This is a genomic window from Haloferax volcanii DS2, assembly GCF_000025685.1.
In the GTDB taxonomy this organism is placed as follows: Archaea; Halobacteriota; Halobacteria; order Halobacteriales; family Haloferacaceae; genus Haloferax; species Haloferax volcanii.
The window spans coordinates 2,688,331-2,703,835 of record NC_013967.1 but is presented as its reverse complement, the minus strand read 5'-3'; the positions used below and the strand labels follow the sequence as shown (position 1 = coordinate 2,703,835).

Sequence of the window (15,505 nt, the reverse complement as noted above, 5' to 3'; positions counted from 1 at the left end):
TGGACGCGGGCTCGCGTTCCGCTCCGAACTCAGGGGAGGTCGACGTCGACGCCCTCGGCCTCGGCGGCGGCCTTCACGGTGTTCCAGAGGAGCATCGCGCGGGTCATCGGGCCGACGCCGCCGGGGACCGGTGTGATGGCGCTGGCCTTCTCCTTCGCGGAGTCGAACTCCACGTCGCCGACGAGCTCGTAGCCCTTCTCGTTGTCCGCGTCGACACGGTTGACGCCCACGTCGATGACGACGACGCCCTCGGAGAGCATGTCGCCGGTGACGAGTTCGGGGACGCCTGCGGCCGCGACGACGATATCGGCCTCGCGGGTCTTTGCGGCGAGGTCGTCAGTGCGGGAGTGGCAGACCGTGACCGTGGCGTTGCCGCCCTCGGCCTTCTGGATGAGCAGGTTCGCCATCGGCTTGCCGACGATGTCCGAGCGACCGACGACGACCACGTCCGCGCCCTCGGTCTCCACGTCGGCGGCGGCGAGGAGCTTCTGGACGCCGTGGGGCGTACAGGGCTTGAAGCGGGCGTCGCCGGCGACGAGGCGGCCCACGTTCTCGGGATGGAAGCCGTCGACGTCCTTGGCGGGGTCGATGCGGCGGAGGACCGTCCGGTCGTCGACGTGGTCGGGGACGGGCATCTGGACGAGGATGCCGTGGACCTCGTCGTCGTCGTTGAGGTCGTCGACGAGCGAGTACAGCTCGTCGGCGGGCGTCTCGGGGTCGAGTTCGTAGTCGAACGCCTCGATGCCGACCTCCTCGCAGTCGCGCTGTTTCATCGAGACGTACGTCTCGCTGGCGGGGTCGTCGCTCATCAGCACGGTGGCGAGCCCCGGCTTCACGCCGGCCTCGTCGAGCGCGTCGATGGCGTCGGCCAGCCCGTCGCGAATCTCCTCGGCGACGGCGTTGCCGTCGATGATGGTCGTCATTGTCTCAGACAGCGCGCTCCGGGCATTTCAAAGATTCGAATTCGTGCGTATTCTTGGAGACGAGAGAAGCAAAATATACACGTCTGTGGCCATCTGCGGTCACCCGAACAGCAGATTCACGGCGGCCACCGCGACGCCCGCCAGCGCCATCCGCAGGCCGGCGACGTACCACCGCTGTTCCGATATCGACCCCATGTACGCGCCGAACGCAAAGAGGATGGCCGTTCCGAGGCCGACCGAGGCGAGCGTCGCCCACGTCATCGTCAGCAGCGTGCCGACCGCGAGAAACGGGAGGAGCGGGACGACGATGCCGACGAGCGGGCCGAGTCCGCTTGCGGCCGCGTTGATTCCCCGCGCCGCGACCTGGTCGCGTTCGACCGCGGTCCCGCCGAGGTCGGCCAGCATGGCGTCTTCGATGCGCCCGAGTTCGGCCCGCTTTTCAGCGCGCTCTATCTCCCAGACGCTCCAGACGCCGGAGGTCGTCAGCCCCACCGCCGCGCCGACGCCGATTTCGACGACCGTCACCCCGTCCGTGACGCCGGTGAGGTACGCGCCGATGACGAGACCGATGCAGGTCAGCGCGCCGTCGAAGCCGTTCGAGACGAAGTACCGCCGGGAGATGGCGCGGACGCGGTCGTCGCGCAGGAGCGCGCCGAGTCGACCGAACATCACGACGGTGACGGGTCCTGCGGCTGGTTTCGGTACTCCACCAGCGTCTCGCCGGCGACGACTTCGTCCACCGAGTGGACCGTCCCGCCGAGGTCGCGGACGCGGCGTTCGACCTCGTCGGCGTCGATGGCCTCGCCCTCCACGACGAGCCTGAGGTTCTGTACCTCGCGGTCGGTTTCGAGGAGCGTCGCGTTCACGCCGGCCACGCCGGCCGCGTCCGCGACCTCGCGGGCGACCTCCACCGTCGAGGGGCTGTGCGGTTTCAACACGTCGAGAACGAGCCGACGAATCGGAGCCATATCGGACGGTGATACGGCGGCGCGGCTAATAGTGTTACTCGGGAGAGGGGTTTGAAAAGCCGAACGTCGGGCCGCAGTGGCCGCCTGCGAGCGTCGCTTACTCGTACAGCGGGTTGGCGTCGCAGAGTTCCTGCACGCGCTCGGAGACCTCCGCGAGCACGTCGTCGTCTTCGGGGGCGTCGACGACCTTCACGATGAGTTCGCCGACTTCGCGAATCTCGTCTTCACCGAAGCCGCGGGTGGTGAGCCCGGGCGTGCCGGCGCGGATACCGCTGGGGTTGAACGCCGAGCGCGTCTCGCCGGGGACGGTGTTCGCGTTGAGGACGATGCCCGTCGATTCGAGCGCCTCCTCGGCGGTGCCGCCGGTGAGGTCGGGGTGCGAGTCGCGGAGGTCGACGAGCACGAGGTGCGTGTCGGTGCCACCGGAGACGACGCTGAGACCGTGGTCTTCGAACGTCTCGGCGAGAGCCTTCGCGTTGTCGACGACCTGCTGGGCGTACTCCTCGAACTCGGGCTGAAGCGCCTCTTTGAAGCCGACGGCCTTGCCGGCGATGTTGTGCATGAGGGGGCCGCCCTGCGCGCCGGGGAAGACGGCGCTGTCGATGTCGGAGGCGTACTTCTCGTCGCACATGATGATGCCGCCGCGACCGGCGCGGATGGTCTTGTGGGTCGAGCCGGTGACGAAGTCCGCGACGCCGACCGGCGAGGGGTGGACGCCGGCCGCGACGAGGCCCGTGATGTGGGCGATGTCGGCGAGGTGGAGCGCGTCAACGTCGTCTGCGACCTCCTGAATCGTCTCCCACTCGACGGCCCGCGGGTACGCGGAGTAGCCGGAGACGATGATGTCCGGCTCGAACGCCGCGGCCTTCTCCGCGAGCTGGTCGTAGTCGATGTGGCCGGTTTCGGCGTCGACTTCGTACTGTTCGACGTCGTAGAGCTTGCCCGTGAAGTTCGCGGGGTGACCGTGGCTCAGGTGGCCGCCGTGAGTCAGGTCCAAGGAGAGAATCTTGTCGCCGGGGTCGAGCATGGCGAGGTAGACGCCCATGTTGGCCTGCGTGCCGGAGTGGGGCTGCACGTTGACGTGCTCCGCGCCCCAGAGTTCCTTCGCGCGCTCGACGGCGAGGGTCTCCACGTCGTCGGCGTACTCACAGCCAGCGTAGTAGCGCTTGCCGGGGTAGCCCTCGGCGTACTTGTTCGTCAGCGCGCTCCCCTGCGCTTCGAGGACCGCTTCGCTGACGTGGTTCTCCGAGGCGATCATCGCGAGCGTGTCGCGCTGGCGTTCGACCTCGCCGTCGAGGGCGTCTGCCACGGCGGGGTCGACGTCGCGGACGTGGCTGTAGTCCATACGTAGTATCCGGTCCAATCACGGCATAAATGTGTCCCATTTGGCTACGCCTGCCGGTGTTGTGTTGCACACCCATGTATATTCTGTGGCGTGCTACCGCGAACAGATACACGAACGCGCGAGACCCGCCTCTGTCGTCGTGTCTCCGGGCCGAACAGACGACTCGGGTCAGACCCCGCGGGTGACGACGACGCTCCGACCGAGTCCCTCGGTTCGGAACCGATTTTCCCACTCCACGATAGACGTAAAATTTCTGAAATTAGCAGCTCAATTCGCTCGATACAGCGTTAGTACAACTCGATTTCGAATACGTTCTGCCAGTCGTCTTGCGTTAATATTAAATATATTACCGGCGATATTCAAGCTATGACTATTCGTTCTAATCTACTCGCTGAGGGGGTAGAAGACATCATCCAGTCCGTCCTCTCCTCGTCGGAAGACGAGGTGTTGGTCGCGAACCCGACCGCCGAGGTCATCGAGGGGCTCGTCGCCGTGGCGACAGACATCGACGGCGACCTCCCGGAAATTCGGCTCGTCGCCGACGAGGGCGTCCTGAAGGACGTGCTCGACGACTTCATCGTCGCCTCGAACGCCGCGAACCTCGTCGCCGACGGCGCGCTCTCGATGCGAACCGCCGCCGACGAAGTCGAGAACACGCTGTTCGTCACGCCGAACTCGGTCGTCGCGCTCGTCGCCGCCGGGGACAAGGTCGCCGGCCTCGTCACCGACGACGAGGCGTTCGTCGAGACGGCGTTCGAAGCTCATCAGGCCCACTGGGAGGACGCCCCCGAGTTCAAGCTCCGGACGCCGCCGCTCGCGCGCGTTCGCGAGACGCTCGGCGAGGACATCAGCGAAGAGACGCTCGCCGATTTCGACGCCGTGCTCGGCTCGCTGTCGTCGGCCCGCGGCGACGGCGACGGCCTCGACGAGGTGACCATCTCGCTGCTCGTCGCCGCCCGCAACGAGGTCCTCCTCTACGATATCTCGAAGTGGGGCGAGGACGTGGGCATCGCCAGCAAGGCGACGTTCTCCCGGACGAAGACGAAGCTCGAAGAGCTCGGCCTCATCGACACCGAGAAAGTTCCTATCGACGTCGGCCGCCCGCGACTCCGCCTGAAGCTCGGCGCGGACGAACTCGTCGCCGCCGGCGCGGACGAACTGGCCGACGAGGCCCAGAAACTGCTCGACGCGTAGCCCGACCGCGACCCCCTCGCTTTTTCCCTCCGTCTCTCCTCGTCGCGCGCATGGACATCGGACTCGTCGGGAGCGGCCCCGCCGCCGAGTCGATTCGCGCGGCGTGCGCCGACATCGATGCGACGGTCGTGGAGTCGACCCCCGACTCGCTCGGTTCGTTCGACCTCGGATTCGTCGTCGCCGCGGCCGGAAGCGACGCCTTCGACACGGCCGACGAAGCCGCTTCGCGCTGGCTCGCGGTCGAAATCGGCGGCGTCGGCGGACACGCCGTCCCCGACCTCGACGCGGCCGTCTCGGCGTTCGACCCCGAAAGCGCCGACTTCGCGGCCCTCCGGGCGCGGGTCGCGTCTACCACGGAGTCTGAGGGTCGCCCCGGCGGCGACCGTGCGGCCGTTCGACTCGCCGGCGCGGTGGCCGGGCGGCGCGGCATCGCGCTCCTCTCGGGCGACGACGTGGCCGGGACCGTCGTCGAAGTCTCCGGCCCCGAGCGGTCGTTTCTCCCGACTCCGTCGCCGACGGAGCGGGACAGAACTCTCGACCGCGACTTCCGCGCCGTCGAGCTAGACGACGCGCTCGCGCGGGCCGAATCGGCCGTTGACGACCGCGTCGGCATCGTCAGGCAGGTCGGGGAGCGCGAGTCGTTCCCGCTTCCGTACTACGTCGCGCAGACGGCGGACACGACGGTGTACGCCGACGCTCGGGCGGCCGAACTCGCCGGCGGCGCGGCCGCCGGCTGGGACGAGGCCTACATGAAGGCGCTCGGCGAGGCGCTCGAACGCTATTCGGCGGGCGTCTACCGAACCAGCGAGTTCGCCGTCGCGCCCGCGGCGTCCCGGCCGGCCGCGGTGCCGCCGAGTCGCTTCGTCAGACCCGACTCCTTCCGCGACCCCGACCCCGACGAACCGATTCAGTGGGTCGAAGGCGAGGACCTCGCGACCGGGGCGACCGTCTCGCTCCCGGCGGAGTTCGTCCACTATCCGCCGCCGTCGGAGCGACACAAGCCGTCGATTACGACCGGTCTCGGCCTCGGTAACTCCGGGACCGAGGCGATTCTCTCGGGGCTCTACGAGGTCGTCGAGCGCGACGCGACGATGCTCGCGTGGTACTCGACGTTCGACCCGCTCGGGCTGGACGTGACGGACGAGACGTTCGAGACGCTGGCGGCCCGCGCCCGCTCTGAGTCCCTCGAGGTGACTGCGCTCCTCGTGACGCAGGACGTGGACGTGCCGGTCGTGGCGGTGGCGGTCCACCGCGACGGCGAGTGGCCGAAGTTCGCCATGGGCTCCGGCGCGGACCTCGACGCGAACCGCGCCGCTCGGTCGGCGCTGGCCGAGGCGCTTCAGAACTGGACCGAACTGCGCGGCATGGGGCCAGAGCAGGCAGCGACGCAGGGCGGCGCGATTGCGACCTACGCCGACTTCCCGAAGCCGGCACGGACGTTCGTCTCGCCGGACGCGACCATCCCCGCGGACTCGGTCGGTCCCGACGAAACCCCCGAAGGCGCGGCCGAACTCGACGCGGTCGTCTCGGCGGTCACAGACGCCGGTCTCGACGCCTACGCGGCGCGGACCACCCCGCGCGACGTGGCGCGCCTCGGCTTCGAGGCGGTTCGCGTGGTCGTGCCGGCGGCGCAACCGCTGTTTATCGGTGAGCCGTACTTCGCTGACCGCGCCGAGTCGGTGCCGCGAGACCTCGGCTTCGAGCCGCGACTGGACCGCGAGTTCCACCCGTTCCCGTAGTTGGCGGGTCTCGGGGTTCGTGGGCATCGTAGCTGACAGCCGGCACGGACGGCCGCGCGGCAGGCGGGCCGAATCGAGTCCGCGCGGCGGTGTGCCGGACACCCGCGAGCCGCCGCGCGGCCTGCGTCACAGAATAGCGGTGCTGGCCGCGGCTCGGTACTTGAAGCTTCGTCGGGAGGGGTACGAGGGGTCGGAGCGCGGAAACGAGCGGCCGGAACGTGGGAACGAGCGGCCGGAACAGAGGAGACGGCGGGTCGATTAGACGCCGAACGTCGCGCGGAGCATGTCGCGGCTCCCCGGCCCGAGCCCGACCGCGAGGACGGCGATGAGAAGCAAGATTGCGTAGCGCGGGCTATCCTCGAATATCTGCTCGTCGAACACCCAGACGACGGCCGTCGCGGCCACGAGTTTGACGAGCAGGAACGGCCACGCGTCGCCCGTGACGGCCAGCACCGACTCGGGGAGCGTGGAGGAGGTGAAGTCGACGACCGCCTGATTCACCGGGTGCTTCGGGACGAGGTTGTGCCCCGCGCCGAGGTCGGTCATCCAATCGAGGCCGATGACGTTCGCCACGCCGTCGATGGCGTGGCCCCAGATGACGACGAGACCGATGTATCCCGTCCCCTCGTTGACTTCGGGGGCGAAGCGCTCGACGAGCCACCACGTCGCCGCGGCGGTGAGCGTCGCGCCGACGAGGATGACGACGAGCACCTGCGGGTAGAACGTCGCGCCCTGCGCGCCGGTGAGACCGGCCCACAGGAGGTAGCCGAGCGTGACCGCGAGCACAGCGAGACCGGCCCCGAACAGGGGTTTCACGTAGTCGTCGACGAGGCCCCGCCGCTCGGCGAGGACGCTCCCGACGACGGCGACGAGCGTGATTGCGAAGACGGTCACGTAGATGACCGGGCTGATGACGAGCGTGTTCAGCGGGTAGGTGATGAGGGCGTCGGCGACGCCGGGGGCGTCGTTGGCGTCCTCGACCACGCGGAACGCGCCGCCGAACAGCATGAACGGGAAGAGGGCGTAGAAGAACCGCGGGCGCTCACCGATGTCGAGGCGGCGGAGGAGGAACACGACGCCCGAGAGGGCGATGACGAGCGTGACCATGTAGCCGACCTCGGAGACGAGCGTGTAGCCGGGGTACGCGACGGGTTCGGCCGCGGCGGTGCACGCCGACGCCGTGTCGAGGTACTGGGTGACGCCGCCCGCGCGAACCGCGCAGACGGCCGAGTTCGCGTCGGCTTGGACGGGTCCCCAGAAGTAGTGCCAGACGAAGCCGTCGTAGACGACGCGAGGGAACGCGAGCGACCCGCCGACGAGGGCGACGAGGATGGCCGCGACGCCGAGCCCCCAGAGGCGCTCGGAGTCGAGACCCATTCGCTCTGCTACCGTTGCCATAGCCGATACCCCGACGGCGGGCCTGTTGAGGGTTCCGGTCTCTCGCACTCCCGGCGCACGCCTCGGCGGGGTGAGTCAGTTCCCGTCGCTGCGAGTCGCCCCCGCGGTGGGGTTCAGTCCTCGTCGTCCGGCTCGCGAATCGGCAACACCGGGTCGTCGTACTCGGTCCCGAGGATGACCATCGTCTGGGACCGCGAGAAGCCGTCGAGTTCGGCGATGTGGTCGAACATGAGCTCGCGCAGGGCGTCGGTGTCCTCGGCGTACACCCGGAGCATCACGTCCCACTCGCCGGTGGTGAGGTTAATCTCTTGGACGCCGTCGATGTCGCGGAGCTGCTGGAGCGCCTCCTTCTCGCGGCCCTGTTTCACCCGGAAGCCGACCAGCGCGGAGGTTCCCAGCCCGACCTGCCGCGGGTCGACGTGGGCGTGGTAGCCCTCGATGACGCCGGCGTCTTCCATCCGGCCGACCCGGTCGTGAACCGTCGCGCTCGACATATCGATTCTGCGGGCGATTTCGCTGAACGGGGTCCGCGCGTCCTCCATCAGAATCCGGAGAATCGCCCGGTCCGTCGCGTCGAGGTCCATGCTATCCTTTCTGATGGGGGGTAACTTCGCACTTGCGGATGGGAATCCGCCCGCGTCGGCGGCGGCGTTCGGCGGCCTCGGCTCGCCGGAATCGGCCGCCCGCTTCGCGCCGGTGCTACCGCCCGTCGATTTCGCGGGCCGCCTCCAGCACCGCGTCGTGGACGTGGCCGTTCGAGGCGACGAGGCCCTCCGAATCGTGTCGCCACGCGTTGCCGTCGAGGTCGGTGACCGTGCCTCCGGCCATCCGGACGAGGTGCGCGCCGGCGACCGAGTCCCACGGGTTCGCCCGCTTGTTCGTGATGACTCCGTCGAGCGAACCGTCGGCGACGTACGAGAGTACGACCTGCATGCTCCCGTAGCGCCGCAGGTCGCCAAAGCGAGTGACGATGGCGCGGGCCGCGGCGGCGTACTCGTCGCGGGCGTCGTAGTCCCACCAGAACGTCGGACAGACCGTACACGTCTCGGGGTCGTCGCGCTGACTCACCGAGATTTCCTCGCCGTTTCGGGAGGCCGTCTCGTCGTCGGCCGCGTAGCAGTCGTCCAGCGCGGGCAGGTAGTTGGCCGCCGCGATCGGGTCGCCGTCGCGGACGGCGGCGACCGCGGTCGCCCAGACCGGGACGTTGCGGACGAAGTTGTTCGTGCCGTCGATGGGGTCAACGACCCACGCCGGCCCCGACTCGGGAACCGATTTGCGTTCGTCTTCTTCCTCGCCGACGATGGGTTCGTCGGGGAACGCGCCGCGGATTCGCTCGACGACGCGGCGCTGGGCGTCCTTGTCGGCCTGCGTGACCACGTCCGTCTTCCCGCCTTTCGTCTCGACGGCGATGCCGGTTCTGAAGGCGCGCCGCGCGACTGCGCCGCCGTCGCGGGCCGCGCGTTGTGCCCGGTCCGCCCGGGCGTCGAGTTCGTTCATGGGCGTGACAGAACCGGCAGGTGCCTATATCCACCGACTCGGAGGCGACGCGGCCCGGTGGCTTATGTCGATGGGCGGTTTAGCTCGTGGCGTGTCAGACGCTATCGACCTCCCGGCGCGGGTCCGCGAGTCGCTCGCGGACTCGTTCGACGACGCCAGAGCGGCGGTCAGAGCCGGTGACGCCGAAACCGCGCTGGAACACGTCGAGGAAGCGTCTCGGGTGCTCGGCCACAAGGTGCCGCCGAGCCCGCTCAAGGAGAAACTGAAACACGGCGTGGCGGCCGTCGAGCGGACCGCGGCCGACGAACCGCTCGTCGCCTCGGAGTATCTCCGGCTGATGAGTCAGTTGGTGCAGCCGTAATCCGGGCGGAACGTCGCTCCCGTAACGGCGACCCGACGCGTCGCGTCGTCGTGTCGTAAACTGCGCCGCCGCGCGGGACGGCTCGCCCGCTCAGAGGGCGAACAACGGAAAAGCCAGAATCCGCAATTAGAACCCGGACGGAAGACGTTTTCCACAGCCTTCACGACCGTATTCGGCTTGCGCCGACTTCCCGAACTCCGATTCCTCGTGGTCCGGTACTTGGTCTTCCCGCCGCTCGCTCGCAGAGCGGTTACGGGGCTGTTTCGGTTCCTCTTCGGTACTTTGACCTCGTCTTCCTGTTACGAAAGACTCGGTGTTCGCGTCGATTCCATTCCTCCGCACCTTGCGATGCGTACCATCGTCGACGCCTTTCACGTCGCCCGACGGATTCGGTTTGGTCGTCCGGTGCGCCCTTGCGCTTCCGGCAACACTACTGTAGGTCCGATAACATAATGAACGTTTCTGATATTTTCTGAATAGTCGGGGAACGACGATAGTCAGACCGTCCGATAGGTCAGTTGAAGCCGCCGTCGAATGTCGTCATCGGTCGGCTCTCTCCCGGCCATTTTCACCGGAAACGTGGTCTGTTCATGATGAATTGTTCGGGATGTCTCTAGAGACGCGTGGCGTCCCTTCCGCGGCGGCGTGGCCGAACAACTCACCGGAGTAGAAAAGACGGTGTCGGCGGTCGCCCGACCGGGTTTATATGGAACGGCGACCCACCTCGGCGTCCGTGTGCTCGCCCGTGGAAGGTGGGCCGCGACTTCACGGCGGCCGCTTACACGCCCGGATTCGAATCCCGCAGGACGCACCCACCGCTCATCGCGTCGCGTTTCGACAGAAGTGCGAGGGGAGGGATTTGAACCCACGGACCCCTACGGGAGCGGATCTTGAGTCCGCCGCTTTTTCCTGACTTAGCTACCCTCGCGCGTACTCAAGTACGACAGGGGGACCGCTAAAACGTTGCGAAACGTCAGACGAGGCCGCCGAACTGCTCGACGACGAGTCCGTGGTGTCGCCACCGATGGAGTTACCGGCCTTCCGGTCGCCCTGACTCACATGGACGAACACACCCGCGACCCGAGCGTCGCCCCGCCGCTCGGCAACCCGACGGGGTGGGACGACGACCTGCGGATGTGGGAGCACGCGACGCTCCGGCGGGCGGTCGAACACGGCGTCCGCCTGTTCAACGCCGGCGACTTCCACGAGAGCCACGACTGCTTCGAAGACGAGTGGTACAACTACGGCGCGGGGACAGCCGAAAGCGCCTTCCTCCACGGGATGGTGCAGGTCGCCGCCGGCGCGTACAAACACTTCGACTTCGAGAACGACGTCGGGATGCGGTCGCTGTTCGAGACGGCGCTGGAGTATCTCAGCGGCGTCCCGAGCGACTTCTACGGCGTCGACGTGGACGACGTGCGCGCGACCCTCCGGGCGGCGCTGGACGACCCGACGGCGCTCCACGGCTGGCAGATAGCCCTCGACGGACACCGCGCGACCGCCTACCCCGCCGACTACGACTACGTCGAGGGGCTCGACCACTAATCGCGTCAGACCGGAGGTACCGAAGTTCCGAGGCGACCGTCTCGGCTGACACGTCCGCGAAAGCGGCGCGAACCGGGAGAATCTAAAGGTCCATTAGCGTCCAGTTCTAGGAACCGGCAATGCGAATCTACGAACTCGGTGACGGCACGCCGGAAGTCTCCGTCGTCGGGTCCATCCACGGCGACGAGCCCTGTGGTGCTCGCGCCATCGAGCGATTCGTCGCGGAGGACCCCGACGTCGAACGGCCGGTGAAGCTCATCGTCGCTAACGAAGAGGCGCTGGCGGCCGACGAGCGCTACCTCGACGATGACCTCAACCGGGCGTTCCCCGGCGACCCCAACGCCGAGAGCCACGAACGACGCCTCGCCCACGACCTCGGCCGCGAGGTCCGCGGCACCACGGCCTTCTCGATTCACTCCACCCAGTCGTACGCCGAACCGTTCGCCATCGTGGACGCCGTCGACGCCATCTCCCGGTCGATTCTTCCACGCCTCCCGGTCGACGTGGCCGTCGAGACGAACCACTTCGCGGAGGGTCGCCTCATCGAACACGCCCACACCATCGAGGTCGAAGCCGGCCTCCAGAAGTCCGACGAGGCCGCCGACAACGCCTACTGGCTCATCCGGGCGTTCCTCACCGCGACCAACGTCCTCCCCGCGCCCGCGGTTGCGAGCGACGGGGGACGCGAGGGCGGCGCACCCGACGATGCCGCGTCGCAGACCGAAGACGACCGCCTGAAACTCGGCATCCCCGAGGAGAACAGCCTCGACGTGTTCCGCCTGCTCGAACGGCTTCCCAAGCCGCCGGCCGACCAGTACGAGGTCCACGCGACCAACTTCGAACCCGTCGTCGCCGGCGAGACGTTCGCCCGCGCCGACGCCGAGCAGTTCGTCGCCGACCGCGACTTCTACCCCATTCTCCTTTCGGCGTACGGCTACGCGGACATCTTCGGCTACGCCGGCGAGAAAGTTGGCACGCTCCCGTAGTCGGTCGGTTCTCTCGTTTCCCCCGTCTGTTCGTCGTCCTCCCCACGAATCAGCGACCGCGTCGGTGGCGCGAACCGCAACGAACGCCTACTCGTCGGCGGGTTCGAACTCGACGAGCGTCAGGTTCCGGTCGAGGTGGCAGTGGTCGTGCGGGGGGTCGCCCAGCACGTCGTGGATGCGGTACTCCTGGTCGAACTCCGCCCCCTCGGGGACGCAGTACTCGTGGCTCGGGCACTCGGTGTGCGGGCAGGGACCTTGCAGGCTGGCCTTGCTCCCGGCGTACGCGCCCTTCGAGGGGACGTTCGCCGTGACCGGGGCCGGTTCGACCTCGACGGCGCGGACGCCCTCGTCGTGGACGGCGCAGTCGAGGACCTGCGTGTTCTCGCGCACGTCGAGGACGCGGTAGCGGACGCCCTCGATGAGGTTGAGACACTGGCGGCGATACGGACAGCCCTCGCAGGCGCTCGATTCACCGTGGTAGACAAACTCGGTGCCGGGGTCGGTCAGGCGGGCACCGACGAGAGTGACGGAGGTCATAGCGGGGATTCTCCTGCGAGGCGGTTAAGGCTCCCGCCCGGTCAGTTCGTCGAGCTTCTCGAAGTAGTCCTCGCGGGGGACCTGGTAGGCGCTCCGGTAATCTATCTCGCCGTCGGCAAAGCGCCCGGCGATGTCGGTCGCGCCGTCGACGGCCGCCTCGCGGGAGTCGAACTCCTCGACGACGACCTCGATTTCCGGTTCGAGATAGAGCACCGCGTGCCACGTCTTGGTGCGTATCTGCGTCGCGCCCGGGCGGTTCGCCCGCGACCCGTTCCACACGAATACGGTCGGCATGCACTCGGCGGGGAAGGCGCTCTCGTTGAACACGTCGGGGCGGAACGCGAGGATGCGCCGACCCTCGTGTTCGTCGTTCCAGAGGGTCCACCCGTCGGGCAGGTTGGTCATGGGTGTGCTAGTCCGCCGCGCGTCCTAAGCCTTCCCGCTTCCGCGCCGAAGGCCGGTCGTCTCGACCCGGCTCGAAGCGCGTGGTTCGGGCCTCGAACGCGACCCATCGGAGACGACATGAATCCCAGCCGACCCGATTAACGACACCGACAGTCGACTGAACCGCCGATTAAATCGATACACTTCGGCAGGTTGGAGGGTCACGAGACGTGGTACGTATCTGGATTGGTTGGCGTTCGAGACAATATGTTGACTACTTTCAGAGAAAGCGTTATATGTTAACGTCCCTCATTGACTGGTAGTCTCGGTCCCCGGGCCGAGCGAGCCGTCGCGCATCGTCCGCAAATTGCCGATTCTGTCGCCAGTCGCCGACCCGTCGTAAGCGCGCAGCGGCGGCGACGCACTTCGACCTACTGCCCGCGGTCTGCGCCGCGGGTCCGTGGTTCGCGGTGTGTCGTCTGCGACCCGCGAATGCGGGCGCGTCGCCCTCGGTCGTCTAACCGGACGGCTGGTCCGACGAGGCTCCACGAACAATGACCGGCGAAATTGAAACACTCGCAGACCTGAGCAAGCACTACAAAGACTCCGTGCCCGCGGACCTCCGCGAGGCGAAGAGCTTCGAGTGGTACTTGGAAGAGGTCTACGCTCACCCAAAGATCGCTCGCAACGCCCACCAGCGCGTGGCGGACATGTTCGACTTCTACGGCACCCGTTACGACGAGGACGCGGGCGTCGTGGAGTACCTCATGGCCTCCGAAGACCCCCTTCACGACGGTGAAAACGTCTTCTACGGCCGCGAAGTCCACGAGTCGATTCACGAGTTCGTCAACAAGGTGAAATCGGGGGCCCGCGGCCTCGGCCCCGAAAAACGCATCAAACTCCTCTTGGGTCCCGTCGGCTCCGGGAAGTCCCACTTCGACTGGATTTCCCGGCGCTACTTCGAGGATTACACGATGTCCGACGAGGGGCGGATGTACACCTTCCGGTGGACGAACCTCGGCGACGTCATCCGCGACCAGGACCCCTCCGACGACGTGGTCCAGTCACCGATGAACCAGGACCCGCTCGTGTTGCTCCCGCAGGAACAGCGCGACGTGGTCATCGAGCAGTTGAACGAGAACCTCGACGCGCCGTACACCATCCGGAACGACCAGGCGCTGGACCCCGCCTCGGAGTTCTACATGGACCGGCTGCTCGCCCACTACGACGACGACCTAGAGGAGGTCGTGGCGAACCACATCGAGGTTATCCGACTCGTCGCCTCCGAGAACAAACGGCAGTGCATCGAGACGTTCGAGCCGAAGGACAAGAAGAACCAAGACGAGACCGAACTCACCGGCGACGTCAACTACTCGAAACTCGCGGTGTACGGCGAGTCCGACCCGCGGGCGTTCGACTACGCCGGCGCGTTCTGTAACGCGAATCGCGGCATCTTCTCCGGCGAGGAACTGCTGAAGCTCCAGCGCGAGTTCCTCTACGACTTCCTGCACGCCTCGCAGGAACAGACCATCAAGCCGAAGAACAACCCCCGAATCGACATCGACCAGGTCATCGTCGGGCGGACGAACATGCCGGAGTACCGAGAGAAGAAGGGCGACGAGAAGATGGAGGCGTTCAACGACCGGACCAAGCGCATCGACTTCCCGTACGTCCTCGAGTACGAACAGGAGGCCGAAATCTACCGGAAGATGCTCCGGAACGCTGACGTGCCCGACATCCACGTCGAGCCGCACACGCTGGAGATGTCCGGGCTGTTCGGCGTCCTGACGCGCATCGTCGAACCCGACTCCGACACCATCTCGCTCGTCCAGAAGGCGAAGGCCTACAACGGCGAGCTGGACGACGGCGACGACGTGGACGTGCGCAAACTCCGCGAGGAAGGCGAGAAGAAAGCCGACATCGCAGAGGGCATGGACGGCGTCTCCGCCCGGTTCATCGGCGACGAAATCGCCGAAGCCATCATGGACGCGACCCACCGCGGCCGGGGCTACCTCTCGCCGCTGTCATCCTTCACCCACCTCGAAGAGAACCTCGAGAACCACGGGTCGATTCCCGAGGAGAACCTCGAACGCTACCACCGCTACCTCGAAATGGTCCGCGAGGAGTACAAAGAGCGCGCCATCGAGGACGTGCGCCACGCGCTCGCCTACGACATCGACGAGATTCGCCGGCAGGGCGAGAAGTACATGGACCACGTCATGGCGTACATCGACGACGCGACGGTCGAAGACGAACTGACGGGTCGCGACCAGGACCCCGACGAGAAGTTCCTCCGCGCGGTCGAAGAGAAGCTCAACATCCCCGAGGACCGCAAGGACGACTTCCGACAGGAGGTCTCCAACTGGGTCTCCCGGCGCGCCCGCGAGGGCACGTCGTTCAATCCGCAGGACAACGACCGCCTCCGCCGCGCCCTCGAACGCAAGCTCTGGGAGGACAAGAAGCACAATATCAACTTCTCGGCGCTCGTGAGCGCGAACGAGCTGGACGACGACGAGCGCAACGCGTGGATCGACGCGCTCGTCGACCAGGGTTACTCGCGCGACGGCGCACGGGAGGTGCTCGAGTTCGCCGGTGCGGAGGTGGCGAAGACCGAACTCGAAGGGTGAC

Annotated in this window: 15 protein-coding genes and 1 tRNA gene; 6 read left to right on the top strand and 10 right to left on the bottom strand. The window is 67.2% G+C overall.

Features of this window, described 5'->3' with window-relative positions; all coding sequences use genetic code 11:
* Positions 1-29: 29 nt before the first annotated feature.
* From folD to glyA, 4 genes are all read right to left on the bottom strand, one after another.
* Complete coding sequence (folD, locus tag HVO_RS18555) at positions 30-923, bottom strand: bifunctional methylenetetrahydrofolate dehydrogenase/methenyltetrahydrofolate cyclohydrolase FolD (RefSeq protein ID WP_004044681.1); 894 nt, start codon at positions 921-923, stop codon at positions 30-32.
* Between the two features lie 99 nt (positions 924-1,022).
* On the bottom strand, positions 1,023-1,592 hold the full coding sequence (locus tag HVO_RS18550; RefSeq protein WP_004044680.1) for a VIT1/CCC1 transporter family protein: 570 nt from the start codon (positions 1,590-1,592) through the stop codon (positions 1,023-1,025).
* Positions 1,592-1,891, bottom strand: coding sequence for a DUF211 domain-containing protein (locus HVO_RS18545; RefSeq protein WP_004044679.1), 300 nt, complete (start codon positions 1,889-1,891; stop codon positions 1,592-1,594). Before HVO_RS18545 ends, HVO_RS18550 begins: the two co-directional genes overlap by 1 nt.
* Before the next feature lie 97 nt (positions 1,892-1,988).
* Entirely contained in the window at positions 1,989-3,236 is a 1,248-nt protein-coding gene (glyA, locus tag HVO_RS18540; RefSeq protein WP_004044678.1) for a serine hydroxymethyltransferase, read from the bottom strand.
* A gap of 366 nt (positions 3,237-3,602) precedes the next feature.
* Between glyA and tbsP the strand changes: the two genes are divergently transcribed.
* Positions 3,603-4,430 carry a transcriptional regulator TbsP gene (gene tbsP / locus HVO_RS18535; RefSeq protein ID WP_004044677.1) on the top strand — a complete coding sequence of 276 codons (828 nt, stop codon included), beginning with the start codon at positions 3,603-3,605 and terminating at the stop codon, positions 4,428-4,430.
* A 50-nt stretch (positions 4,431-4,480) separates the two neighbouring features.
* Complete coding sequence (locus HVO_RS18530) at positions 4,481-6,169, top strand: YcaO-like family protein (RefSeq protein WP_004044676.1); 1,689 nt, start codon at positions 4,481-4,483, stop codon at positions 6,167-6,169.
* A 258-nt stretch (positions 6,170-6,427) separates the two neighbouring features.
* Here the strand turns inward: HVO_RS18530 and HVO_RS18525 are convergent, their stop codons facing one another.
* From HVO_RS18525 to HVO_RS18515, 3 genes are all read right to left on the bottom strand, one after another.
* A complete protein-coding gene (locus tag HVO_RS18525) occupies positions 6,428-7,546 on the bottom strand; it encodes a DUF63 family protein (RefSeq protein ID WP_004044675.1) in 1,119 nt (372 codons plus the stop codon).
* Positions 7,547-7,680: 134 nt separating this feature from the next.
* Entirely contained in the window at positions 7,681-8,151 is a 471-nt protein-coding gene (locus tag HVO_RS18520; protein ID WP_004044674.1) for an Lrp/AsnC family transcriptional regulator, read from the bottom strand.
* Between the two features lie 115 nt (positions 8,152-8,266).
* Positions 8,267-9,064 carry an inositol monophosphatase family protein gene (locus tag HVO_RS18515; RefSeq protein WP_004044673.1) on the bottom strand — a complete coding sequence of 266 codons (798 nt, stop codon included), beginning with the start codon at positions 9,062-9,064 and terminating at the stop codon, positions 8,267-8,269.
* 91 nt (positions 9,065-9,155) lie between these two features.
* On the opposite strand from HVO_RS18515, the gene HVO_RS18510 reads away from it, so the two are divergent.
* Positions 9,156-9,425 (top strand): hypothetical protein, encoded by a 270-nt coding sequence (locus tag HVO_RS18510; protein WP_004044672.1) that lies wholly within the window; start codon positions 9,156-9,158, stop codon positions 9,423-9,425.
* 844 nt (positions 9,426-10,269) lie between these two features.
* On the opposite strand, the gene HVO_RS18505 is transcribed toward HVO_RS18510, so the two are convergent.
* A tRNA-Leu gene (locus HVO_RS18505) sits at positions 10,270-10,353 on the bottom strand.
* A gap of 131 nt (positions 10,354-10,484) precedes the next feature.
* On the opposite strand from HVO_RS18505, the gene HVO_RS18500 reads away from it, so the two are divergent.
* Positions 10,485-10,970 carry a DUF309 domain-containing protein gene (locus HVO_RS18500; protein ID WP_004044671.1) on the top strand — a complete coding sequence of 162 codons (486 nt, stop codon included), beginning with the start codon at positions 10,485-10,487 and terminating at the stop codon, positions 10,968-10,970.
* A 119-nt stretch (positions 10,971-11,089) separates the two neighbouring features.
* Positions 11,090-11,956 (top strand): M14 family metallopeptidase, encoded by an 867-nt coding sequence (locus HVO_RS18495; RefSeq protein ID WP_004044670.1) that lies wholly within the window; start codon positions 11,090-11,092, stop codon positions 11,954-11,956.
* 87 nt (positions 11,957-12,043) lie between these two features.
* On the opposite strand, the gene HVO_RS18490 is transcribed toward HVO_RS18495, so the two are convergent.
* Together HVO_RS18490 and HVO_RS18485 are read right to left on the bottom strand one after the other, a co-directional pair.
* Positions 12,044-12,493 (bottom strand): UPF0179 family protein, encoded by a 450-nt coding sequence (locus tag HVO_RS18490; protein WP_004044669.1) that lies wholly within the window; start codon positions 12,491-12,493, stop codon positions 12,044-12,046.
* 24 nt (positions 12,494-12,517) lie between these two features.
* Positions 12,518-12,898, bottom strand: coding sequence for a DUF5820 family protein (locus HVO_RS18485; protein ID WP_004044668.1), 381 nt, complete (start codon positions 12,896-12,898; stop codon positions 12,518-12,520).
* A 533-nt stretch (positions 12,899-13,431) separates the two neighbouring features.
* Between HVO_RS18485 and HVO_RS18480 the strand changes: the two genes are divergently transcribed.
* A complete protein-coding gene (locus HVO_RS18480; RefSeq protein ID WP_004044667.1) occupies positions 13,432-15,504 on the top strand; it encodes a PrkA family serine protein kinase in 2,073 nt (690 codons plus the stop codon).
* Position 15,505 lies beyond the last annotated feature (1 nt).